The organism is Rahnella sp. PD12R, from assembly GCF_019200965.1.
In the GTDB taxonomy this organism is placed as follows: Bacteria; Pseudomonadota; Gammaproteobacteria; order Enterobacterales; family Enterobacteriaceae; genus Rahnella; species Rahnella laticis.
This window is the reverse complement of record NZ_JAHTMS010000001.1, coordinates 119,980-142,026: the sequence shown is the minus strand read 5'-3', so window position 1 is coordinate 142,026 and position 22,047 is coordinate 119,980. Positions and strand designations below refer to the sequence as shown.

The window sequence follows — 22,047 nt, the reverse complement described above, 5'->3', positions numbered from 1 at the left end:
CTTCACGCTGACAGGGCATTTTTTATGTCTGCTTTAGGGCAAAGACCAGATTACGGAGCCTGTGTGACCCACAACACCGGCCATTCTCCGCCGCTGCTGTAGCCGTCACAGCTTGGCTCTGACGCAAACGCGGCCAGGCGGAATGCTTTGCCATCAAATATCCAGCGGGAAGAGACGCCGCAATCTCCGACGCCACGGCCTTTATCGTAGGTCGTCAGCAATCCGGTTTTCGGATCAAAATCAGCATTGATGAGTTCCGGAGACTGGTCGTCTTCGCCCAGTTTGAACGGCATGCTCAGCGCCAGATCGTCCATTTTATACGGTGACTGCCGCGAAACCAGGAATCCCAGCGCGTAAAGGTTATACGCGCCCATATCGCAATTCACCGTCATCAGCGCTTTCTCGTTGCTGAGTGCAAAGATATGCACTTCGCGCTCCGACGGGTCGAGGCTGCAATCGTTGTTCTCAATGGTCGTCGCGGCATTCTGCGTAATCGCCGAAATCTCAGTTTCAGAAAGCGCATGAGGTTCGCTGAAACGCGGCAGAACTGGCGTTGCCGGGATCGGCGGAACGGTATTGACCGGCTTCGTTCCGCGGTTCGCCCAGGCAGTTTTCGTGCCAACGCGTTCCTGCTGTGCATCGATTGCCAGCAAAGCGGCCTTCAGCCCTTTGAGTGAAATAACCGGTCTGACCGGCTGCGCGGTATCGGCTTTACCGGCCAGCTGAATGCTGCTGCCTTCACGGATAGCGGCAATAAAATCATTCACCACCAGACGGTTACCGGTAGAAAGGTGTTTTTTGCTGACATCCCATTCGCGATGATTAAAGCTCAGCGTTTTGCCATTCATCTGCAAACGGCTGGCGATTGGCGCTTCAGCAGACTGTTCATCGCTGTTGCGCTGGTAATCAATGCTGACAGTCGATTTACCTTCCGGCCCGGCTTCGCGGGTAATTTTCATCACCAGCTCCTGCCCGTCCTGAGAATTTCGGGCGACGCAGTGATTGAGATTGTCGCAGCTGACCTGCCAGTCGTTATAAATTGCCTGCGTTGGCTCGGCCTGCGCGCTGAAAGCCAGCATTCCGGCCAGCAGGCATAAAGGGGCGGTAATCCATCTGCTCATTATGAGTTTCTGCTCTGTTCGAAATTATCTTTTTTGATAATAGCGTAACCGCCGCCAAGACTCTGCCAACAATGCAGCATTTTTTATTCGAAATAAGAAAGAGATACTTTGCCGGATTTATTTTTTTGCAGGCATTTATTTTTCACCACTTACGAAATCACGTAATGGTGACGTAACGAAACTTTCAGTACACTGACTCCGCCAATAACGAAAAAAAATGGCGAAAGGATGATGTTCATTTCTCCGGGAGATTCAGATGAAGTTATGGATTTGGCTGATAACGTTGTTCTCTCTGTCCGCGTGGGCGGAAGAGCCGCCGGTGGTGTACACCGGCACACTGGGAAAAACCAGCATAGTGGTTGAGCTGGACATGAATAAACCTGACGAAGTGACGGGCCGGTACTTTTATCAGAAGTACCATCTGGATTTGCCACTCAACGGCGCGCTGGACGGGCAGGAACTCAAACTTCAGGAAGGGCTGGACGATTTTGACGATACGCCACGTCCTGAATTTACCCTGACCAAAGATGAAAACGGTGGCTGGCAAGGCAACTGGACCAACCCGCAGGGCAAAACGCTGCCGGTGACGCTAAAACCTGCGCAACTTCCGGCGGCGGCTACCGACGACAGCTACCTCGGTTCGCTGATTCATACCGATCCTTACGAGTATCTGCGGTTATCTGAATTGCAGCTGAAGGCCGGTAAAAGCGAGAATTTCATGGGTTATCAGCTGCAATGGTGGGTTGAGCCTCAGTCGAAAATCACGCTTTTCGAGATTGTGTCCGGTTATCCGGACGCCAGTTTGCAGGCGATGAACCAGAAACTGCGCACCCGTTTATGGCAGGAAGTCAGCGGATGGCATGCGTGTATGCTCGGCGCCAGCCGGTTTGGTCAGGGCGAATATCAGCAGACGGTTACGCCGGAATTCATGAGTCCGGAAGTCGTCAGCGTCAGTCTGTTCACGTCCTATGATTGTGGCGGTGCGCATCCTGATTTCGGCGAAGCGCCGGTCAATATGAACGCCCAAACGGCGGATACACTGACGCTGGAAGATATCGTGTGGGTCGGTGACGGCGCGCCGTTCCATTATCTCAATGCGGAAGATCGCGCCTCACCGGGCAAAAATGACGTAGATTTCGATACCTTCGCCGCGTACCGCGATAAAAAATGGGCACCGTGGCTGGTGAAACAGCTTACTGCGGCGCATCCGGAACAGATGAAGAAGCCGACCGACGATAGTGACGACGACTGCGATTATTCGGATCCGTCCGTCTGGCAGTTCCCGGCGTGGTATTTCACACCGAAGGGCCTGTATTTTGATCCGACGTTCGCCCGCGTACAACGTTCGTGCGAAAGCCCGGAATGGTCAGTCTTGCCGTGGTCAGCGCTGAAAGGCCACGCAGGGAGCACCGCCATCAGTCTGGAACACTAAAACAACAAAGGCACCTGCGGGTGCCTTTGACTTTTAAGATAACAATGCCTTTTCGGGATTAAAACCTTTACGCCAGCCAGCCCTGCAACTGCGCGTATTGCAGCAACATAATCGTTTTACCGTCTTTGATGCGGCCATCTTTGATCATCGCCAGCGCTTCGGTGAACGGCACTTCCAGCACGTCAATATCTTCATCTTCCACGCCACCGCCAGCATTCGCCCGCTGCGATTCATCATATTCTGCGGCAAAAAAGTGAACGATTTCCGTCACGCTGCCCGGTGACATGTAGCATTCGAAGAGTTTCTCGACGTGCCCGACGGCAAAACCGGTTTCTTCAATCGCTTCTTTACGGATGCAGTCTTCCGGCGAATCGTCGTCCAGCAAACCTGCGCAGGTTTCCAGCAACATGCCGGTCGGGTTACCGTTGACATAGGTTGGCATACGAAACTGATTGATCAGCAGAACGGTTTTCTTTGGCCGGTTATAAAGCAAAATGGTCGCACCGTTTCCCCGGTCATACACTTCACGGGATTGCGGCTGACGTTCACCGTTGCGTTTGATTAAGTCGTAGGTGAATTTTCGAAGAACATACCAGTTATCAGAGAGTAACTCGGTCCGGACGTTTTCGATTTTAGATGACCTGCCATGAGATGACATTTAGCGTGCCTCCGCTCAGAAGTGGTGAGAGAAGCCCGATATCATAGCCGCAATAGTACGCCCCTGCCAGCGTCAGCCGTGCTCAATTGCGTCGAGAAGTTGCCCGCGATGCCGGGCAATCCATTGAGGATCCAGCGGTCCCCATCCGGAAATCTGATAGTAGCCGTCGTTGTTGCGCACGCCCTGCTGCACAAACTCCAGTTCGATACCCATGCCCGGTAACGCTTTCAGCACGTCCTGTAAAGTGCGGCGCGGCCAGCCGGTAATTTCCATCAGTTTAGGCACATTCGGTTTTTGTTCATTATCGAGCAACCAGCAAAGATAGAGACGGCGCGCAAACACTGAATTCAAAGTCAAACTCATCTGGACGACCCCTGCGTATTGTCATAAAAAGAAGATAGCCAAAGCGTAGACTGTTTCAGCGAATACGTGTGAGACATAACCCTGTGTGCGGGGAGGCTTTTTTACATTATCTCCTTTATTTCTCCACGTTTTATCGGGAATGAGAAGGTAAAGTGCATTGACGTAGAACGACACCCTAACACTCGCTCAGTCCTTTCCGGACGGTACTGCCTCTGAGAAAACCTTTTCAGGGGATTTTTTTGTCAGATTACTGACGCTCTGTTTGTTTGCTGATGTTAGTCACTCACGCCAGAGTGACAACGAGGTTCTTGACGCATGGCTAACTTTTTTATCGATCGCCCGATCTTTGCCTGGGTTTTAGCGATCATCATTTCCTTGTCCGGCGCACTGGCTATCTATTCTTTGCCCGTTGAACAGTACCCCGATCTGGCTCCGCCAAATGTGCGTATAACCGCCACTTATCCGGGCGCATCAGCTCAGACGTTAGAAAACACGGTGACACAAATCATCGAGCAGAACATGACCGGGTTAGACAACCTGATGTACATGTCTTCTCAGAGCAGCAGCAACGGCAGATCACAGATTACCCTGAGTTTTGTGGCCGGAACCGACCCGAATGAGGCCTTACAGCAGGTACAAAATCAGCTGCAACAGGCGATGAAGAGATTGCCACAGGCGGTGCAAACACAGGGGGTCACCGTCTCAAAAACCGGTGATACCAACCTGATGACCGTCGCATTCGTGTCCACCGACGGCAGCATGGATAAGCAGGATATCGCCGACTATGTGGCCTCCAATATTCAGGATCCGTTAAGCCGTATCGACGGCGTCGGCAGCATTACCGCTTACGGCACGCAATATGCGATGCGTATCTGGCTCGATCCGAACAAGCTGACTAACTACCAGATGACCACCAGCGATGTGGTGACGGCGATTGAAAACCAGAACAGTCAGGTGGCAGTCGGACAGCTCGGCGGCGCGCCGTCGGTTGATTTACAGGCGCTCAACGCTACGGTTAACGCGCAGTCGCAGCTGCAAACGCCGCAACAGTTTCGCGATATCACCCTGAAAGTGAATCAGGACGGTTCGCAGGTCAGACTCGGCGATGTCTCAACCGTCGGTCTGGGTGCCGAAGACTACAGTATTCTCAGCCGGTACAACGGCCAGGCCGCGTCCGGTATGGGCGTGCAGCTGGCGTCCGGCGCCAACGAACTGCAAACCGACAAACTGGTTCGCGCACGTCTGACGGAACTGGAAAAATACTTCCCGCACGGGCTCGAAACCCGCATCGCCTATGAAACCACGCCATTCGTCAAAGCGGCGATCACCGACGTGGTGAAAACGCTGTTCGAAGCGATCGTGCTGGTGTTCCTCGTGATGTATCTGTTCCTGCAAAATATCCGCGCCACGCTGATCCCGACCATTGCCGTCCCGGTGGTTTTGCTGGGGACGTTCGTGGTGCTGCATCAGTTCGGTTACACCATCAACACCCTGACAATGTTCGCGATGGTGCTCGCCATCGGGCTGCTGGTCGATGACGCCATCGTGGTGGTGGAAAACGTCGAGCGCGTGATGAGCGAGGAAGGGCTAAGCCCCAGAGACGCAACGCGAAAATCGATGGGGCAAATTCAGAGTGCGCTGGTGGGTATTACCATGGTGCTGTCGGCTGTATTTATCCCGATGGCGTTTTTTGGCGGTACAACCGGGGCGATCTACCGTCAGTTCTCCATCACGATTGTCGCCGCGATGGTGCTTTCCGTCTTTGTCGCGCTGACCCTCACACCGGCGCTGTGTTCAACCATTCTCAAGCCGATTGCCAAGGGCCATCACCACGGCAAAACCGGTTTCTTCGGCTGGTTTAACCGCACGTTCGATAAGAATGCGCACCGTTATGAACGCGGCGTTGGCAGTATTCTCCGTCACAGCGTGCGTTATATGCTGGGTTATCTGCTGATCCTCGGCATTCTGGCGTTCCTGTTTGTGAAGCTGCCGACATCATTCCTGCCGCAGGAAGATCAGGGCGTACTGACTGTTCAGGTTCAGCTGCCGCCGGGTTCAACGCTGCAACAGACGCAAAAAGTGGTCGAAAAAATCGAGCACTACTTCCTGTCGCAAGAGAAGAATGATGTGGTTTCCGTGTTCTCCACGCTGGGCGCAGGCCCGGGCGGTAACGGTCAGAACGTTGCCCGACTGTTTATCAGCCTGACGGACTGGGACAAACGCACTTCCGGCCATAACTCTGTCTTCGACATTATTGACCGCGCGACCAAAGAATTCCGTCACATCCGCGAGGCACGTGTTATCGCCAGCGGACCACCGGCCATCAACGGGCTGGGGACATCTGCCGGTTTCGATATGGAATTACAGGATCACGCCGGGAATGGCCATGACGCACTGATGGCCGCGCGCGATCAGCTTCTGGAAATGACCAGCAAAGACAGCTCGCTGAGCCGCGTTCGTCATAACGGTCTGGATGACAGCCCGCAGTTGCAGATCGACATCGATCAGGTAAAAGCGCAGGCGCTGGGGGTTTCCGTTGCGGATATCAACAGCACGCTGAGCACCGCCTGGGGTTCCACGTACGTAAATGACTTCGTTGATCGCGGACGTGTGAAGAAAGTTTATGTTCAGGCCGCCGCACCGTTCCGTATGTTGCCGGACGACGTGAATAAATGGTACGTACGCAATTCCAGCGGAACGATGGTGCCGTTCTCCGCATTCACCACGTCGCACTGGCAGACCGGTTCGCCGCGACTGGAACGTTACAACGGTTATTCTGCGGTAGAAATTGTCGGTGAAGCTGCAACGGGCGTCAGCAGCGGTACGGCGATGGATGAGATGGAGAAACTGGTGGCGAAACTGCCTGCCGGATTCGGCCTTGAATGGACGGGGCTCTCTTATCAGGAGCGCCTTTCCGGTGCGCAGGCTCCGGCGCTGTACGCCATCTCCCTGCTGGTCGTATTCCTGTGTCTGGCGGCGCTTTATGAAAGCTGGTCGATTCCGTTCTCGGTCATGCTGGTGGTGCCGTTAGGCGTAATCGGGGCGGTGATTGCAACGTGGCTGCGCGGGCTGGAAAACGACGTTTACTTCCAGGTCGGGATGTTAACCATTATCGGTTTGTCGGCCAAAAACGCCATTCTGATCGTCGAGTTTGCCAATGACCTTAACCACAAAGGCAAAGCGCTGGTGGAAGCCACGCTCGAAGCCTCAAGAATGCGTCTGCGCCCTATTCTGATGACGTCGCTGGCGTTTATCTTCGGGGTTTTGCCGATGGCGACCAGCACCGGCGCGGGCTCTGCGAGTCAGCACGCAGTCGGTACCGGGGTTATCGGCGGGATGATTTCTGCCACCGTTCTGGCAATCTTCTTCGTTCCGCTGTTCTTTGTGCTGGTCCGCCGCCGCTTCCCGGGGAAAACCGGTGAACCGGTCATCTCAGATATCGTCGCCACCGCCCCGCGCGAACACAAATAACAGGCACAAAAAAGGCGTTAATGTGAATTAACGCCTTTTTTATTAATGATTTATTGGCTGGTGTAAATCGTCGCTTAATGGACGTAATGGTCTTCCTGAACAAACGTTTTTATTATGACGCGCTGACACGGTGAATAAATCTTCTCTTTGCTTTGTCGCTGGTACTGTGGGCAATTACGCTTTCAACATACGGTCGATAAAGTCTTTCCAGTTACCTAATTCTTGCTCTAACATTTTTCTACCCTTGATTGGACGGCGTCATTATACGTCTATTTTTTGTACACGCAAAAATTCATTCGCGATTGTTTAATCGCGATCACAATCCCGCCCCGTCTGGATCCTGCCCGCGTTTTGCCTCATTATGTGAATTATTCGTGTCCCGCTTTTTGCGCTGGTCAAAAGTTCCTTTATTACTCACAGGTTATGTTTTTTTATGGCAACGACGTCTGCTCAAACCACGTTTATTCTTTACGGCATTAAAAATTGCGATACCGTCAAAAAAGCCCGCCGCTGGCTGGAAGAAAATGGCGTTGAATGCCAGTTCCACGATTATCGGGTTGAAGGCCTGGACGACGCGCTGCTGCAAAACCTCATCAGCAAACAGGGTTGGGAAGCGATGCTCAACACGCGCGGCACCACCTGGCGCAAGCTGGATGAAGCCACGCGCACGGCCTGTGATAACGAAGCCAGCGCTAAAGCCGTGATGCTTGAACATCCGGCGGTGATCAAACGCCCTTTCTTACTGGCGCCAGATGGCCAGTCTCTGCTGGGATTCAAACCAGAAAGCTATCAGCAATTTCTCGCACAGGTGAAGTAACATGAGTTGTCCGGTTCTCGATTTAGCCCAGCAGTTAATCCGCCGCCCTTCCCTCAGCCCGGACGATGCAGGCTGCCAGGAAATTATGATTGCCCGCCTGCAGGCCATTGGTTTTCATATTGAGCCAATGAATTTTGGCGATACCCTCAATTTTTGGGCGACACGCGGTGAAGGCAAAACCCTGGCATTTGCCGGGCACACTGACGTCGTACCGACCGGCGATCACAATTTGTGGGTGACCGGCCCGTTCGAGCCAACCCTGCGCGATGGCATGCTGTATGGCCGTGGCGCTGCCGATATGAAAGGTTCGCTGGCGGCGATGGTGGTCGCGGCTGAACGTTTTGTGGCAGCAAACCCGAATCACAAAGGCCGTCTGGCGTTTCTGATCACTTCCGATGAAGAAGCCAGCGCCGTGAACGGCACCGTCAAAGTGGTTAACGCCCTGATGGAACGCAAAGAGCGCCTGGATTTTTGCCTGGTCGGCGAGCCGTCCAGCACCACCCGCGTGGGCGATATTGTGAAAAATGGCCGTCGCGGCTCGATGACCGCCAACCTGCACGTGCATGGCGTTCAGGGGCACGTTGCCTATCCGCATCTGGCCGATAATCCGGTACACCGCGCAATGCCTGCGCTCAACGAACTGGTCGCGACGATCTGGGATAACGGCAACGAATTCTTCCCGCCGACCAGCATGCAAATCGCCAATATCAATGCCGGTACCGGCAGCAATAACGTGATCCCCGGCGAGCTGTATGTGCAGTTTAACTTCCGCTTCAGCACTGAACTGACCGATGCCATTATTAAGCAGCGCGTCGCTGAACTGCTGGATCGCCACAATCTTCAGTACACCCTGAACTGGGTGGTGTCCGGCCAGCCGTTCCTGACGTCCCGCGGTGAACTGGTTGACGCCGTCGTGAATGCCGTTCGCCACTACAGCGAAATCACGCCAGAACTGCAAACCACCGGCGGAACCTCTGACGGGCGTTTCATCGCGCTGATGGGCGCTCAGGTGGTCGAACTGGGGCCGGTGAATGCCACCATCCACAAAATCAACGAATGCGTACATGCCGCCGATTTGCAGGTTCTCAGCCGTATGTATCAGCGCATTATGGAACAGTTAGTCGCATGATCAGCCACGAAATGCTGACCGGTCGCTCAGACGCGCATCTGGTCACATTGGGCGAAGGCCCGCACCGGTTACAAAAAGCCGCCGCCGGTGCCTTTGCAGAAATGCAAAAAGCAGCGACGCAGGCCGGGTTTAATTTGCAGCCCGCCAGTACTTTTCGTGATTTCAGTCGCCAGCAGGCCATCTGGAATGGCAAATTTCGCGGCGAGCGACCAGTATTAGATAAGAACAGCCAGCCGGTGGACATCAGCACGTTGTCTGCCGCTGAACGTTGTGAACTGATCCTGCGCTGGTCGGCACTGCCGGGCGCAAGCCGCCACCACTGGGGCAGCGATCTGGATGTTTACGATCCGTCTCTGCTGCCGGAAGGCCGGACACTGCAACTGGAGCCGTGGGAATACGAGGAAAACGGCTATTTTCATCCGCTGAACCTCTGGATGTCGGCGCACATGGAAGCGTTTGGCTTTTACCGGCCTTTTGCGCAGGATCGTGGCGGCGTTGCCGTTGAACCCTGGCACCTGAGTTATCGCCCTCTGGCACAGCAATGCGAATCACAGCTGACGCCGGAGGTGCTTATCAGCGCGTGGCAGGGCCAGGATATCGCCGGTTCTGACTGGGTCATCAGTGAGATAGCGACAATTTTTCCGCGTTTTATCGCCCTAAACCCTACATAAATTAAGGAGCACGCCATGGAGTGGATTAAAGATTACTGGTGGATCGTTCTGATCATTCTGATCGGCATGTTTATCAGCGGGATGAAAGAGTTACGCCGTGTGGATGTGAAGAAATACCTGAAAGATAAACCTGAACTTCCACCGCATCGCGACAACAATGCCGAGTGGGATAAAGACGATGACTGGCCGAAGAAAAAGTAACACCGGTCAGCACGGCTAAAAAACCTAATCAATATTAGTCGGCGGATTATGTAGCGATTCTCCGCCGATTGACTCTCTCTCCGGCCAGTATCATGTGACGTGAAACTGACGTACGGAGAGACGAGTCCTTTGCCAACTTTAACAACCCCGACACCAGAGCAGGCGACGTTCGACGCCACGCAATTTCTGGGGCTTGCTCCATTTTTACGCATGAGCATAGCCGGTGACGAGTGCACCGAGATCGCGCAGGAACTGGTCACGCGTGCGCAGCAAAATCCTGATGATGCCATTTTGTGGATGAACCTTTCCACGGTGATGCTGTGCCTGCAACGCACCGATCTGGGTCTGACTATCCAGAATCAGGCGCTGGCGATGCAGCAGGTTTATACCCTCCGCGCGGCGCAAAAACCGGCAAGACTGCGTTTACTGATGCTGATGGTGCCCGGCACGCTGTCCGCCAACGTGCCCCTCGACTGTCTGCTGGAAAACAGCGACATCGACCTGATTTATTACTACATCACGCCGGAAGCGCCGTTTGAGGCGCCCATTCCTGAACATGACCTGCTGATGATTGGCATCAGCGCGACCACCGAAAATCTGTTCCTGTTGCAACAACTGGAAACCGTGACCCGCCAGTGGCCGGTGCCGGTGATCAACGCTCCCGAGTGCATTCCGAATTCAGAACGCCACATCGCCAGCCGCGTTTTACAAAACAAACCGGGGCTCACCATCGCGCAGGCGTATCCGGTGACGCACGCGCTGCTTACTGCGGTCGCAAGCGGGCAAATGACGCTGAGCGATGCATTACCGGGCAGTGATTTCCCGGTGATCCTGCGCCCGGCGGGTTCGCACGGCGGCCACGGTCTGGAGAAAATCACCCGGCAGGACGAACTGGCAGGTTACCTTGCGCGCGTTGGCGTTGAAGATTATTTCCTGTCGAAATTCATTGATTACAGCAATGCGGACGGCCAGTTCCGTAAGTACCGCATATCGCTGATCGACGGTAAACCTTACGCCTGCCATATGGCTATTTCATCGCACTGGATGGTGCATTACGTCAACGCGGCGATGTATGAAGATCACAAAAAACGTGAAGAAGAAGCGGCTTTCCTGACGAGTTTCCACGAATTCGCCGCGCGCCACCAGGCCGCACTGAAGGCCATTTATGACACAACTCAACTCGATTATGTCGGGATTGATTGCAGCGAAGCGCCCGACGGCTCGTTGCTGGTCTTTGAAATTGACCCGGCAATGGTGGTTCACGCCATGGATCTGGAAGTCATGTTCCCGCACAAACAAATCCATATGAATAAAGTTAAAACAGCATGCCGCGAGTTGCTGTTATCCCGTGCCTTTGCGCACGCCGACACTTCCGCTGATGCGCTAACAGGACAAGAATAAACATGATTTCACGTAACGCCCTGAATTTCTCTGGTGGCCCCGGCGCATTGCCGGAAACGGTTCTGGCGCAGGTCGAGGCCGCCATCAAAGAAGTGCCGGAGGTTGGTCTGTCGATCCTCGGGATCAGCCACCGCTCAGACTGGTTCGCTGCCGTCGTCGAAGAAACGGAAAACAACATCCGTACCCTGCTCGGCTTGTCTAAGGATTTTCATATTCTGTTTCTGCAAGGCGGCGCCACGCAGCAGTTTTCCATGGTGCCGATGACATTACTTCGCGGCCAGAAACATGCGGCTGAATATCTGGATACCGGCTACTGGAGCAGCAAGGTGGTGACCGAAGCGCGTCGCGAAGGCCCGGTAAAAGTGCTGTGGAGCGGTGAGTCCTGTGGTTTTAACCGTCTGCCATCTGATGACGAACTGGACTTTTCACCGGACGCACCGTATCTGCATTACGTTTCGAACGAAACCGTGGAAGGGCTGCAATTCCAGCGCGTTGTGGGCCGCGACGATGTGCCGCGCGTCTGCGATATGTCCTCTGATTTCCTGTCAAAACCGTGCGATGCCAATAAATTCTCAGTGATTTACGCTCACGCCCAGAAAAACATCGGCCCGGCCGGTGTGACTATCGTGCTGGTGCATGACACCGTAGTGAAAGCGTCTTCCGACGAACTGCCGACCTTTCTCAACTACCGCCGTCAGGTTGAATCCCATTCCAACCTGAATACACCGCCGGTCTTTGCGATTTACGTGGTTCTGCTGGTCACCCGCTGGCTGCTCAACGACGTGGGTGGCCTGGAAAATATGGCCCAAACCAACCGCCATAAAGCCGAATTGCTGTACGCGATGCTTGATAACAGCGACGGATTTTACAAAGGCTGGAGCAGTAAGGAAGACCGTTCACAGATGAACGTGGCGTTTAAATTGCCGGATGAAACGCTGGAGCAAAAATTCCTGGCAGAAAGCCATGAAGCCGGTTTCTCTGGTCTGGCGGGTCACCGCGCCATTGGCGGGATCCGTGCCTCAATCTACAACGCGCTTTCACTGCCAGCGGCAGAGAAACTGACCAACTTCATGGATGACTTCCTGCGCCATAACCGCAAATAAGCCTCTGTGATCTCAATAAAAAAGCCCCCGGCGGATCAACAGGCGGGGGCTTTTTTACAGGTAAAAATCAGTGCTGATGAGACTTCGGTTCGTAGTTTTTCAAATGCGCAATCGCGGTATTGATCATGTGTGAATCCAGCCCGTGGCCCATGCCCGGCTGAAGATTCAGGGTGCAATCACAGCCTAATGATTTGAGGCGCTCAGCGGCACTTTTTGACTGGAACGGATTAATCACCGGATCCTGTTCACCGTGAATAAAATGCACCACCGTACCGGCAGAAATCGGTTTTTCCGGCAGGACGGAGAAACGTCCGCTGAAAGCCACAATGCGCGAAGCCAGATGTTCTTCCACTTTGGTGGATTCCAGCGCCATGATGGTCCCCTGAGAGAAACCAATCAGCGTGGTATGTTCCGGCGGCACGCCGGTTTTCTGCTGCCAGTCGCGGACAATTTCGACGAATGCGGGCATCGCCGCATCGACACGCGGCTGACGGTTTTGCTCAGTCACGCCCTGCACGGAGAACCACTGGAAGCCACGGCCAAAATCACAGATGTCCGGGCTGCCGACGCTGATAACCTGCGCCTGTGGAAAAGAAAGCGCAAAAAACTTGCCGATCTCGCCCATGGAAATCGGGTTATCGCCCACGCCATGAAACAGTAAAATCAGCTGGTTAGCTCTTTCTTCCGGTTGCTGGACAATAATCTGTTCTGAGCTCATGAATTTCTCCCGTTGTAGGTTAATGGCCTTACTATACGCCGCCCGCCGGTCAGTGAAATCGGGTTTTATTGAACGAGTCTTTCCATTTTTTGCAATAAAACCGTTGATTTAATCGCCAGTGCGAGGAGAAATTGCCCGCTGACGCCAAATCTCACACGCCGCCGCATCTGTGGCTTTCAGCGCCTGCGCCGTTTCCTGACGCCAGCGGACCAGCAGGTCTTTCCGGCCATTCAGCCGCAGCATCTGCACAATGTCGGCGACACTTTTCCCCTGTTGCAGGTAAGCGCGCAGGGCGACCAGCGGCAGGGAAAGTTGCAATAAGAGGCGGTTCAGCGCCGGTAAACTGCTTTCCAGCGGCCGGTGCGCAAACGCGAATCCGGCCAGTTCGCGCCAGTCGGCTTCATCTGATGATAAATCACCCGTTAACGGGAGCGGCAGCTGGCGGTCAATCTCCGGTGCCAGCCAGCGCCAGTCGCGGTTGAGCTGCGACTCTGCGGCATCCGTCAGCGCCTTTCCGGCATGACTTAACGGTAACAGCGCCATCGCGGCGTAACATCCGCTGCTGGCCTCTTTCTGCGTACTCACGCGCACCAGACGAAAACCGGCCTGCTGCCACAACGCGGCGAGTTCATCGGTATACCCGAAACTGACCGACATAAAATCCAGCCCCTGTTGCTGCGCGCTATGTTTTTGCTGCATCAGCAACTCGCTGGCAATTCCCTGACGCCGGAACGCCGGATGAACAGCAATACGGCTGATGCGGCGCGAACGCAAAACCGCTGCCTGCGGGAAACCGGCGTGCGCGGCAAGAGATTGTGCGACCAGATTCCCGCGCGGACGCCGCCTTCCGGCCCAGACTTCATGCGCCAGTTCCGCACTCAGCCCGCCCTCTTCCACCAGCCACAGCGCACCGGTCAGTGTGTTTTTCTGCCGCGCGGCACTGAAAATCATGCCCGGTGCATCAAGCAGGCGGCGTAAATCCAGCGGCGAGGTGCGGTAATGCGCGCTGGTCAGTAAACCGTAAAACTGCTGTAAAAGCGCAGGTTCACGCAGCCAGTCGCCGGCATCGATGGAGAATATTTCGGACGTTCCTGTCGTGGTATCTCCGGCGGGAATGTCTTCCGAAAACAGCAATAACTCGCTGATGAACGGCTCCAGCAGATCGCGTGCTGACCAGCGGACCGGTTCGGTCAGACGTAAATCATGCCAGTGCGGCAGCGAGGCGCAGAATTTCAGCAGAAAACCGCGGCCGGTGCCTTCATAGCCCTGAACCGTGGTGGAAAGTAAAACGCGGGGAAACGACGCGATCAGCGCCATGAGCATCGGTGCGGGGATCGCCGCCGCTTCATCGATTATCAGCCAGTCGGCGTCCGTCACCGGCCCGGCGTCACATAATGCGAGCAAGGCATCCGGTGCGATAAAACAGGCCGATTCCGGAAGATGACTGAGGATTTGATTTGCGGACGCTTTACCCGGCGCGGTTATCCGGCAGGTGCCCGGCCAGAGGCTGGCGAGCATGCCGGCCAGCGTTGATTTGCCGCGACCGCGCGGTGCCGTCAGCACCCAGACGCCGGAGTCCGCACTCAGCAGCTGTTGTAAAATCAGATGCTGCTGAGGCGTTGGCTGGCCGTCGGGCGGTGTCCACGCAACGGCGGGTGATAAGGGTGAAATGGCTAAAGGCGCATTCTGGCGACACACGGAAATTTCAGGATGATTAAGCAATAAAGTCTGAAAACGTTGGATAAAACGCGGGGCCGGGATCGCCTGCGGCTGTTCGCTCCAGCGCAGACTGTCGGCATCAGGACGCTGCGGCCACTCATCCCATTCCGGCACCAGTAAAATCAGCCAGCTTCCCGCTTTCAGAATGCCGGAAAACACCGCCAGCGCGTCGGCATTCAGCCCGGTTCGCGCGTCGAATATGCCGTGCAGTTTTTCCTGCCCCAGCAACGTGTGAACCGCAGAAAAAGTCACAGACTGCGCGCCTGCCGGGGAATACCCACCGACCCACACCCAGTCGCCAGGTTGTCCTTGCGCGAACTGCTCCGCCTGTGCGGCACACCACGTGGCCTCGCCGCTGAAAACCAGCAGACGGCGAACGCCTTGTTCAAGCATCTGCTGTTGCAGGGTATTTTTTAGCGCAATATCCATGGGTTATCGCTCAGGTTTTTCCCACCAGCATCGACAGCAGACCTGCCGCAATCAGCGGCCCGACCGGAACGCCTTTAAACATCGCCACGCCCAGCACCGTCCCGACCAGCAGACCCGCCACCAGATGCGGCTGACTGCCCATCAGCGTCAAACCGCGTCCGCCCAGCCATGACACCAGCACGCCCACCAGGATCGCCAGAATGGATTTCCAGTGAAAGAAAGAGTGAACTACCGTACTGGCGCTGATTTTGCCGCTGGCAATCGGTGCCATCACGCCAATGGTTAAAATAATAATGCCGATGGTGAGGCCGTATTTTTCAATCCACGGAAAGAAATTATTGAGCGGTGTAATGCGCACCGTCAGGAGAAAAAACATTGCGATAGTGACGGCACTGTTGTGACTGATAATTCCGAGACCGGCAAAAACGAGCAAAATTAAAAGGGTTGGATCGAGAAAAGCCATGGCGTTCCCAGCGGTTCAACATGCAGATGAAAGAGAGGCTCAGTGAGCCTCTCAAAGTCGGACATTGATTATTGAACAGTTTTTACTGGCAGACCAGAGCTTATTCTCACTTAATCAGCGGCTGGCGAAGGTGTTGCACTGGTCAGGATTACCGGTGTCAAACCCGCGTTTAAACCAGGTGTAGCGCTGCTGAGACGTGCCGTGCGTAAAGCTGTCCGGCACGACGCGCCCCTGACTTTGCTGCTGCAAACGGTCATCGCCGATCGCCTGCGCGGCATCCAGCGCTTCTTTTAAATCGCCTTCTTCCAGGACGTTTTGCTGCTGCATCGCGTGGCCCCAGACACCGGCATAACAGTCAGCCTGAAGTTCCATTTTTACGGAAAGCTGATTCACCACGGTTTGCGAAGCGCCCTGCTGCATCTGACGAACTTTGCGCTCGGTGCCCAGAAGGTTTTGCACATGGTGGCCGACTTCGTGCGCAACCACATAACCCTGCGCAAAATCGCCGCCCGCGCCGAGCTTATTCTGCAAATCCTGATAGAAAGACAGATCGATGTAAACCGTGCTGTCCGCCGGGCAATAAAATGGCCCCATGACCGACTGACCGGTGCCACAGCCGGTTCGGGTTGAGCCGCGGTACATCACCAGTTTCGGCTCGCGGTAAGTCATCCCCTCTTTCTGGAAAATTTCTTTCCAGGTGTCTTCTGTTGACGCGAGGATCACGGACGTGAATTTTGCCTGCTCGTCATCTTTCGGGCTGATGGATTGCGATTGCGTCTGACGCTGTATGTCGCCGGACTGACCGCCGTCAATCAGCGGCGTCAGGTCGATGCCGTAATAACCGGCCACCAGCACGACGATAATAATCACGATGCCGCTTTTGCCACGGATAGGCAGGCGCATTCCGCCACCGCCCATTCCCGGCCCGCCGTTAGATCCTTCTCCGCGTCTGTCTTCTACATTGTCGCTTTCGCGACGCCCTTGCCAACGCATACCCCACCTCCGGACTGTTTTTTTAAAGACTAGCCAGCGCACACGATTAATACCATCTGCGAAGGGACGTAATTTTAGGCGAGGAATATTTAAATGAAATAAAACAGTGAGGAAAAGGGAAAATAAAACGTAAAGAAAAGAGCGGGTGATGATTTTCATCACCCGTTGAACACCGGGCTGCACCGCGTAAACGATTGCGCAGCCCCGCTAAAAAAATAGCGGTCGCTTAGTCCAGTTTTACACCGATGCGATGCGCAACTTCTTCGTACGCTTCGATCAGGCCACCGAGGCTCTGGCGGTAACGGTCTTTGTCCATCTTGTTCAGGGTTTCTTTATCCCACAGGCGGCTGCCGTCCGGGGAGAATTCATCACCCAGCACCACTTCACCGTTGAACAGACCGAACTCCAGTTTGAAATCGACCAGGATCAGACCGGCATCGTCAAACAGTTTGCTCAGAACGTCGTTCGCTTTGTAGCTCAGCTCTTTCATGCGCGCGAGGTTTTCCTCGTTTACCCAGCCAAAGGTCTTGCAGTAAGACTCATTGACCATCGGGTCATGCATCGCGTCGTTTTTCAGGAACAGATCGAACAACGGCGGGTTCAGTTCCAGACCTTCTTCAATGCCCAGACGTTTTACCAGCGAACCCGCAGCACGGTTACGGATAACGCATTCAACCGGGACCATATCCAGTTTTTTCACCAGCACTTCGGTGTCAGACAACAGGCGTTCCATTTGCGTTGGGATACCCGCTTCTTCCAGCTTAGCCATGATGAAATGGTTAAATTTGTTGTTAACCATGCCTTTACGGTCGAACTGCTCAATACGCTGACCATCCAGTGCTGACGTATCGTTACGGAACTCCAGTACCAGCAGGTCCGGGTTTTCGGTGGTGTAGACGGTTTTCGCCTTGCCGCGATACAACTCAGCTAACTTTTGCATCTTTACTTACTCCAGTGGAAAAAACAGATGTAAAAAGGGGCCGGAGCCCCTTGGTATTATTTTGCGCTGCTCTGGCTAAACGCGGCCTGCATGACCGCCACCATCGCGTCGTTTTGCGACTGGCTGAGAGCATGTCCTTTCGGATCAAGGAACTGCAAGCTACTACGGTTATCGAGGTCGCCGACCTGAATTTTGTAATCACCGGAAGTGAGGCCCGGATCTTTCGCACCCAGTGTCTGCCACGCGTCGTCGTTCAGTGGTTTGTAGGTCACGGACAATGTACCCTGCGGACGGCTGCTGTCGGTGACTTTCATGCCGGCTTTCGCCAGGGCATTCGGCAGGCGATCCCACACTACGCCGTACGTTGAACGAACGATCAGCACCGGTAAACCGGTATCATCCGCGCCGCTCTGGACATCAATCTCACCCACACGACGGTTGTCGAGGCGTGCCTGAGTATCCTGCTGCACTTTATCCAGATTCGCCGTGATGGCGTTCATCATCTGGCTGTTGTAACGCTGGATTTCAGCGGTTGTTGTGACCGCTTTATCCTGCTGTTTCAGCTCAAGCGTTTTCACGGTCAGCGCTAACTGGTAGCTCTGCTGTTTCACGCTGATCTGATAACGGCCCTGATACTGGAAGTCTTCATCCGCACGATTCCAGTTAACGAAATCTGTGGTCAGAGTCTGGTTAGCATCATCACGGTTAGCAATTTTGTAATTATTTTGCTCAACGGCTTTCACTACGCTGTTCCACAGGTCGCGGTTTTGCGGCGTGTTTTCCAGCAGCACGGTGCTGCTATCGCCAGAGAACTGGGTCTGAGAACCGTTCAGTAAGGCCAGAGGCTGGGACGGCGGACGAATGTCGAGTTGTTTACCGACAGCGCCCTGCATTGAACCGGCCTGAATTTCATACGTACCGTTCTGAACCGGTAAAATCATGCCCGCTGGCGCTTTCAGCTCATGCAGCGCAGCGGCGTCCAGATAGGATTCATCGCCGCTTACCTGGCGCTTATAACGTTGATCGCTTGAACAAGCGGCCAGCAACATAATCAGGGAAACCCCGACCACTTTTGCTACGGCAGACTTCTGCAAATGGGTCATCTGGAAACTATTCTTGTCAAATAAAGAGGCCATCAAATCTTCCTAAGAGTTACAGCAAACCGGCGCTTTTTAATGCTTCTTCCACGACCGGACGGGCAGCATCTGTTAACGGCGTCATAGGCAGACGCAGAGTATCGGTTGCCATCAAACCCAGTGCCTTACAGGCCCATTTCACCGGGATTGGGTTTGCTTCTACAAACAAATGCTGATGCAACGGCATCAGGCGCTGATTCAGGCGACGTGCTTCGGCAAAGTTACCGGAGGCCGCCAGCTCACACAGTTGAGCCATTTCACGGGCAGCTACGTTGGCAGTGACGGAAATAACGCCCTTACCGCCGAGCTGCATAAAGTCCAGACCACTGGCGTCATCGCCGCTCAGCAGAATGAAATCTTCATCATCAACCAGCACTTGGATCTGACTAACACGACTTAAGTTCCCTGTTGCCTCTTTAACAGCAACAATATTCTTCAATTTTGCTAAACGCGCGATGGTCGGCGGCAACATATCGCAGCCGGTACGTGAAGGCACGTTATAGAGAATTTGCGGCAGAGACGTGTTTTCAGCAATCGCTTTAAAATGCTGATACAGGCCTTCCTGCGTCGGGCGGTTGTAATAGGGAGTGACCGTCAGGCAGCCAACAACGCCACTATTTTCAAAGCGTTGTGTAAGAGAAATCGCTTCGGCGGTGGCATTTGCCCCGGTCCCGGCGATAACAGGAATGCGTCCATCGGCCAGTTCCAGCGTCTGAAGAACCACGTCACCGTGCTCTTCATGGCTTAACGTTGCCGACTCACCGGTCGTGCCAACGGAAACGATCGCCGCAGTACCACTGGACACATGATAATCAATCAGTTTTTTCAGACTCGCGCGATCGACAGCACCTTTGGTGTCCATCGGCGTAACCAGTGCAACAATACTTCCCGTAAACATTGACCTTCCCCTCCACAAACAGGTCACTCATGGTACTTTTGACACCACTGCAAAAGCAAGCAAACAACGAGCGGTAAGCGCTTGTCCGGCGGTTTTTTTTATGTTTACCTTGGGAATACTCCCAAGCACGACAGGAAGACACAATTTGCCGCAGCCACAACAACATTATCTGGTTATTACCGCATTAGGTGCCGATCGTCCGGGTATCGTGAACACCATCACCCGTCAGGTCAGCAGCTGCGGCTGTAATATCGAAGACAGCCGTCTGGCGATGCTCGGCGATGAATTTACGTTTATTATGCTGCTTTCCGGCAGCTGGAATGCCATCACGCTGATTGAATCCACCCTGCCGCAAAAAGGCGCAGAGCTGGAATTATTGATCGTGATGAAGCGTACCAGCGCACATGAACGCCCGCCGATGCCTGCTACGGTTTGGGTAAAAGTGGATGTCAAAGACTCCCCTCATCTGATTGAGCGTTTTACTGATTTATTCGATACACATCAGATGAATATCGCCGAACTTGCGTCAAAAACACGTCCGGCCGATGCGACCACGCCCGCACAGTTATCTATTCAGATGACCGCGCACAGTGCCGCCAATACCGACCCGGCAATTATTGAGCAAGCGTTCCATCAGCTATGTACAGAACTGAAAGCGCAAGGCAGTATTAATGTCGTTAGTTATTCTGAGAATGAAGATAAACTGCAGTAACAGCTAAGAGATACGGAGAAAGACAATGAGCCCACTGAAAGCCGGTGACCCTGCGCCGCAATTTAGTTTGCCCGATCAAGATGGTGAACAAATTAATCTGGCCGACTTCCAGGGACAGAAAGTCCTGGTCTATTTCTACCCTAAAGCGATGACGCCGGGCTGCACCGTGCAGGCCTGTGGTCTTCGCGACAACATGGATCAGTTGAAAAGCGCAGGCGTTGAAGTGCTGGGGATCAGCACCGATAAGCCAGAAAAACTGTCACGCTTCGCAGAAAAAGAGCTGCTGAACTTCACATTGCTGTCCGATGAAGATCATCAGGTCTGCGAACAGTTTGGCGTCTGGGGTGAAAAATCCTTTATGGGAAAAACCTACGACGGCATCCATCGCATCAGCTTCCTGCTCGACGGAAATGGCAAGGTTGAGAAAGTCTTTGACGACTTCAAAACTACCAACCACCACGACATTGTGATGGCTTACCTCAACGGTAACTGAGCCAAAAGGTCACCTTCGCACCTTCACAAAGTTGGCTTGCGGTAGTGGAAAATAAAAAAGCGCAGACGCGCTTTTTTTTATTGCTGCTAAACCACAATCTGCCGCCCTCTCAAACGGTTTCGTTCAGGGATTCATCCGGCCAGACATGAACCACGGCCTTGACCAGTGTGGCCAGCGGTATCGCGAAGAACACGCCCCAGAATCCCCACAACCCGCCGAATACCACCACCGACAGAATAATCACCAGCGGATGCAGATTTACAGCTTCCGAGAACAGCAGCGGCACGATAACGTTGCCGTCTACTCCCTGAACCACCAGATACGCCATAATCAGCGTCCAGAAATCCGCGCCAAGCCCCCACTGGAACATCGCCACAATAACGACCGGAATAGTCACCAGCATCGCACCGATGTACGGGATCAGAACCGACACGCCTACCAGCACGGCGAGTAAGAGCGAATAACGCAAGTCCATAACCCAGAACACCAGATAGGTCGCCACACCCACGATGATCATTTCGAGCACTTTTCCGCGGATATAATTGGTGATTTGCTGATTCATCTCTGCCCAGACTTGCCCGGCCAGACCGCGATCGCGCGGCAAGATACGGCGCACGGCGTTCAGCATCTGCTCTTTATCCTTGAGCAAAAAGAACACCATCATCGGCACCAGAATCAGGTAGATCGCCAGCGTCAGTAACCCGACCAGCGACGCCAGTGAATATTTCACTACGGATTCGCCCAGCCCCGACAGCTTGCTGCGCAGGTTTTCGGCCATCATATCGATGATGCCCGCATCCACCAGCGCCGGATAACGCTTGGGCAATGTGGCGGCAAAATCATAGAAACGGTTAAGCATACTCGGCAAATCGGCCAGCAAATTAACGCCCTGCTGCCACGTCACCGGCGCCACCACAAACATGCCGAGCAGTAAAATACCGGCAAATATAATCAGCACTACGCTGACCGCCAGCGTGCGCGAAAGCCCGATATGTTGCAGCCGCACCGTCGGCCATTCCAGTAAATACGCCAGCACAATCGCCACTAAAAGCGGTGCCAGAATGCCGTTGAGGAAATAAAGAATACAAAAACCCGCCACCAGAATAGCCAGCAGCGCGATGGCCTGCGGGTCAGTAAAGCGGCGGCGATACCATTGCAATAACATGTCCAACATCGTGA

Annotated in this window: 22 protein-coding genes; 10 read left to right on the top strand and 12 right to left on the bottom strand. The window is 54.1% G+C overall.

What is annotated here, in order from left to right:
* Window positions 1-50 precede the first annotated feature (50 nt).
* Window positions 51-1,121 carry a DUF1176 domain-containing protein gene (locus tag KWG64_RS00640; RefSeq protein ID WP_218520642.1) on the bottom strand — a complete coding sequence of 357 codons (1,071 nt, stop codon included), beginning with the start codon at window positions 1,119-1,121 and terminating at the stop codon, window positions 51-53.
* A 256-nt stretch (window positions 1,122-1,377) separates the two neighbouring features.
* Between KWG64_RS00640 and KWG64_RS00635 the strand changes: the two genes are divergently transcribed.
* Complete coding sequence (locus KWG64_RS00635; RefSeq protein WP_218520641.1) at window positions 1,378-2,553, top strand: hypothetical protein; 1,176 nt, start codon at window positions 1,378-1,380, stop codon at window positions 2,551-2,553.
* 67 nt (window positions 2,554-2,620) lie between these two features.
* Here the strand turns inward: KWG64_RS00635 and nudK are convergent, their stop codons facing one another.
* On the bottom strand, window positions 2,621-3,211 hold the full coding sequence (gene nudK, locus KWG64_RS00630; RefSeq protein ID WP_152327956.1) for a GDP-mannose pyrophosphatase NudK: 591 nt from the start codon (window positions 3,209-3,211) through the stop codon (window positions 2,621-2,623).
* Between the two features lie 72 nt (window positions 3,212-3,283).
* Window positions 3,284-3,574, bottom strand: coding sequence for a helix-turn-helix domain-containing protein (locus KWG64_RS00625; protein WP_195814246.1), 291 nt, complete (start codon window positions 3,572-3,574; stop codon window positions 3,284-3,286).
* A gap of 315 nt (window positions 3,575-3,889) precedes the next feature.
* On the opposite strand from KWG64_RS00625, the gene acrD reads away from it, so the two are divergent.
* The gene (gene acrD / locus KWG64_RS00620) at window positions 3,890-7,045 is read left to right on the top strand and encodes a multidrug efflux RND transporter permease AcrD (RefSeq protein ID WP_218520640.1); all 3,156 of its coding nucleotides are present in this window, start codon (window positions 3,890-3,892) and stop codon (window positions 7,043-7,045) included.
* A 174-nt stretch (window positions 7,046-7,219) separates the two neighbouring features.
* Here acrD and ypfM read toward each other — a convergent pair whose 3' ends face one another.
* Complete coding sequence (ypfM, locus tag KWG64_RS25840; protein ID WP_152328030.1) at window positions 7,220-7,279, bottom strand: protein YpfM; 60 nt, start codon at window positions 7,277-7,279, stop codon at window positions 7,220-7,222.
* 199 nt (window positions 7,280-7,478) lie between these two features.
* Between ypfM and KWG64_RS00610 the strand changes: the two genes are divergently transcribed.
* The 6 genes from KWG64_RS00610 (at window position 7,479) to KWG64_RS00585 (ending at window position 12,367) form a co-directional block, all read left to right on the top strand.
* Complete coding sequence (locus KWG64_RS00610; protein WP_218520639.1) at window positions 7,479-7,862, top strand: ArsC family reductase; 384 nt, start codon at window positions 7,479-7,481, stop codon at window positions 7,860-7,862.
* A gap of 1 nt (window position 7,863) precedes the next feature.
* Window positions 7,864-8,991, top strand: coding sequence for a succinyl-diaminopimelate desuccinylase (gene dapE, locus KWG64_RS00605; protein ID WP_218520638.1), 1,128 nt, complete (start codon window positions 7,864-7,866; stop codon window positions 8,989-8,991).
* Window positions 8,988-9,662 (top strand): M15 family metallopeptidase, encoded by a 675-nt coding sequence (locus KWG64_RS00600; RefSeq protein ID WP_218520637.1) that lies wholly within the window; start codon window positions 8,988-8,990, stop codon window positions 9,660-9,662. The genes dapE and KWG64_RS00600 overlap by 4 nt, the downstream gene beginning before the upstream one ends.
* A 15-nt stretch (window positions 9,663-9,677) precedes the next feature.
* On the top strand, window positions 9,678-9,863 hold the full coding sequence (locus tag KWG64_RS00595) for a YpfN family protein (RefSeq protein WP_152327950.1): 186 nt from the start codon (window positions 9,678-9,680) through the stop codon (window positions 9,861-9,863).
* 129 nt (window positions 9,864-9,992) lie between these two features.
* Window positions 9,993-11,264 carry a RimK family alpha-L-glutamate ligase gene (locus KWG64_RS00590; protein WP_218520636.1) on the top strand — a complete coding sequence of 424 codons (1,272 nt, stop codon included), beginning with the start codon at window positions 9,993-9,995 and terminating at the stop codon, window positions 11,262-11,264.
* Between the two features lie 2 nt (window positions 11,265-11,266).
* Entirely contained in the window at window positions 11,267-12,367 is a 1,101-nt protein-coding gene (locus tag KWG64_RS00585; protein WP_218520635.1) for a phosphoserine transaminase, read from the top strand.
* A gap of 67 nt (window positions 12,368-12,434) precedes the next feature.
* Here KWG64_RS00585 and ypfH read toward each other — a convergent pair whose 3' ends face one another.
* The 7 genes from ypfH to dapA form a co-directional block, all read right to left on the bottom strand.
* Window positions 12,435-13,085 (bottom strand): esterase, encoded by a 651-nt coding sequence (gene ypfH / locus KWG64_RS00580; RefSeq protein ID WP_152327947.1) that lies wholly within the window; start codon window positions 13,083-13,085, stop codon window positions 12,435-12,437.
* Window positions 13,086-13,193: 108 nt separating this feature from the next.
* Window positions 13,194-15,233, bottom strand: coding sequence for a tRNA(Met) cytidine acetyltransferase TmcA (locus KWG64_RS00575; protein ID WP_218520634.1), 2,040 nt, complete (start codon window positions 15,231-15,233; stop codon window positions 13,194-13,196).
* 10 nt (window positions 15,234-15,243) lie between these two features.
* Window positions 15,244-15,696 carry a DUF441 domain-containing protein gene (locus KWG64_RS00570; protein WP_101075569.1) on the bottom strand — a complete coding sequence of 151 codons (453 nt, stop codon included), beginning with the start codon at window positions 15,694-15,696 and terminating at the stop codon, window positions 15,244-15,246.
* A 114-nt stretch (window positions 15,697-15,810) separates the two neighbouring features.
* Window positions 15,811-16,689: a neutral zinc metallopeptidase gene (locus KWG64_RS00565; RefSeq protein ID WP_195814254.1), complete on the bottom strand. Its 879-nt coding sequence runs from the start codon at window positions 16,687-16,689 to the stop codon at window positions 15,811-15,813.
* Window positions 16,690-16,915: 226 nt separating this feature from the next.
* Window positions 16,916-17,629 (bottom strand): phosphoribosylaminoimidazolesuccinocarboxamide synthase, encoded by a 714-nt coding sequence (purC, locus tag KWG64_RS00560; protein ID WP_015698209.1) that lies wholly within the window; start codon window positions 17,627-17,629, stop codon window positions 16,916-16,918.
* 56 nt (window positions 17,630-17,685) lie between these two features.
* A complete protein-coding gene (gene bamC / locus KWG64_RS00555) occupies window positions 17,686-18,765 on the bottom strand; it encodes an outer membrane protein assembly factor BamC (protein ID WP_195823608.1) in 1,080 nt (359 codons plus the stop codon).
* A 16-nt stretch (window positions 18,766-18,781) separates the two neighbouring features.
* On the bottom strand, window positions 18,782-19,663 hold the full coding sequence (dapA, locus tag KWG64_RS00550; protein WP_152327943.1) for a 4-hydroxy-tetrahydrodipicolinate synthase: 882 nt from the start codon (window positions 19,661-19,663) through the stop codon (window positions 18,782-18,784).
* 145 nt (window positions 19,664-19,808) lie between these two features.
* Between dapA and KWG64_RS00545 the strand changes: the two genes are divergently transcribed.
* Both KWG64_RS00545 and bcp read left to right on the top strand, forming a co-directional pair.
* On the top strand, window positions 19,809-20,375 hold the full coding sequence (locus KWG64_RS00545) for a glycine cleavage system transcriptional repressor (RefSeq protein ID WP_152327942.1): 567 nt from the start codon (window positions 19,809-19,811) through the stop codon (window positions 20,373-20,375).
* Between the two features lie 25 nt (window positions 20,376-20,400).
* A complete protein-coding gene (bcp, locus tag KWG64_RS00540) occupies window positions 20,401-20,868 on the top strand; it encodes a thioredoxin-dependent thiol peroxidase (RefSeq protein WP_195823609.1) in 468 nt (155 codons plus the stop codon).
* 109 nt (window positions 20,869-20,977) lie between these two features.
* On the opposite strand, the gene KWG64_RS00535 is transcribed toward bcp, so the two are convergent.
* Window positions 20,978-22,042 (bottom strand): AI-2E family transporter, encoded by a 1,065-nt coding sequence (locus KWG64_RS00535; RefSeq protein WP_218520633.1) that lies wholly within the window; start codon window positions 22,040-22,042, stop codon window positions 20,978-20,980.
* Window positions 22,043-22,047: the final 5 nt, after the last annotated feature.

Excerpts from the sequence above, each read along its gene's own strand:
- KWG64_RS00595 (WP_152327950.1), top strand. The coding sequence starts at position 9,678 with ATGGAGTGGATTAAAGATTACTGGTGGATCGTTCTGATCATTCTGATC.
- ypfH (WP_152327947.1), bottom strand. The coding sequence starts at position 13,085 with ATGAGCTCAGAACAGATTATTGTCCAGCAACCGGAAGAAAGAGCTAAC.
- KWG64_RS00565 (WP_195814254.1), bottom strand. The coding sequence starts at position 16,689 with ATGCGTTGGCAAGGGCGTCGCGAAAGCGACAATGTAGAAGACAGACGC.
- KWG64_RS00635 (WP_218520641.1), top strand. The coding sequence starts at position 1,378 with ATGAAGTTATGGATTTGGCTGATAACGTTGTTCTCTCTGTCCGCGTGG.
- KWG64_RS00575 (WP_218520634.1), bottom strand. The coding sequence starts at position 15,233 with ATGGATATTGCGCTAAAAAATACCCTGCAACAGCAGATGCTTGAACAA.
- KWG64_RS00640 (WP_218520642.1), bottom strand. The coding sequence starts at position 1,121 with ATGAGCAGATGGATTACCGCCCCTTTATGCCTGCTGGCCGGAATGCTG.
- KWG64_RS00585 (WP_218520635.1), top strand. The coding sequence starts at position 11,267 with ATGATTTCACGTAACGCCCTGAATTTCTCTGGTGGCCCCGGCGCATTG.
- KWG64_RS00625 (WP_195814246.1), bottom strand. The coding sequence starts at position 3,574 with ATGAGTTTGACTTTGAATTCAGTGTTTGCGCGCCGTCTCTATCTTTGC.
- dapA (WP_152327943.1), bottom strand. The coding sequence starts at position 19,663 with ATGTTTACGGGAAGTATTGTTGCACTGGTTACGCCGATGGACACCAAA.
- nudK (WP_152327956.1), bottom strand. The coding sequence starts at position 3,211 with ATGTCATCTCATGGCAGGTCATCTAAAATCGAAAACGTCCGGACCGAG.
- bamC (WP_195823608.1), bottom strand. The coding sequence starts at position 18,765 with ATGGCCTCTTTATTTGACAAGAATAGTTTCCAGATGACCCATTTGCAG.
- KWG64_RS00570 (WP_101075569.1), bottom strand. The coding sequence starts at position 15,696 with ATGGCTTTTCTCGATCCAACCCTTTTAATTTTGCTCGTTTTTGCCGGT.
- KWG64_RS00610 (WP_218520639.1), top strand. The coding sequence starts at position 7,479 with ATGGCAACGACGTCTGCTCAAACCACGTTTATTCTTTACGGCATTAAA.
- bcp (WP_195823609.1), top strand. The coding sequence starts at position 20,401 with ATGAGCCCACTGAAAGCCGGTGACCCTGCGCCGCAATTTAGTTTGCCC.
- KWG64_RS00600 (WP_218520637.1), top strand. The coding sequence starts at position 8,988 with ATGATCAGCCACGAAATGCTGACCGGTCGCTCAGACGCGCATCTGGTC.
- purC (WP_015698209.1), bottom strand. The coding sequence starts at position 17,629 with ATGCAAAAGTTAGCTGAGTTGTATCGCGGCAAGGCGAAAACCGTCTAC.
- KWG64_RS00535 (WP_218520633.1), bottom strand. The coding sequence starts at position 22,042 with ATGTTGGACATGTTATTGCAATGGTATCGCCGCCGCTTTACTGACCCG.
- acrD (WP_218520640.1), top strand. The coding sequence starts at position 3,890 with ATGGCTAACTTTTTTATCGATCGCCCGATCTTTGCCTGGGTTTTAGCG.
- dapE (WP_218520638.1), top strand. The coding sequence starts at position 7,864 with ATGAGTTGTCCGGTTCTCGATTTAGCCCAGCAGTTAATCCGCCGCCCT.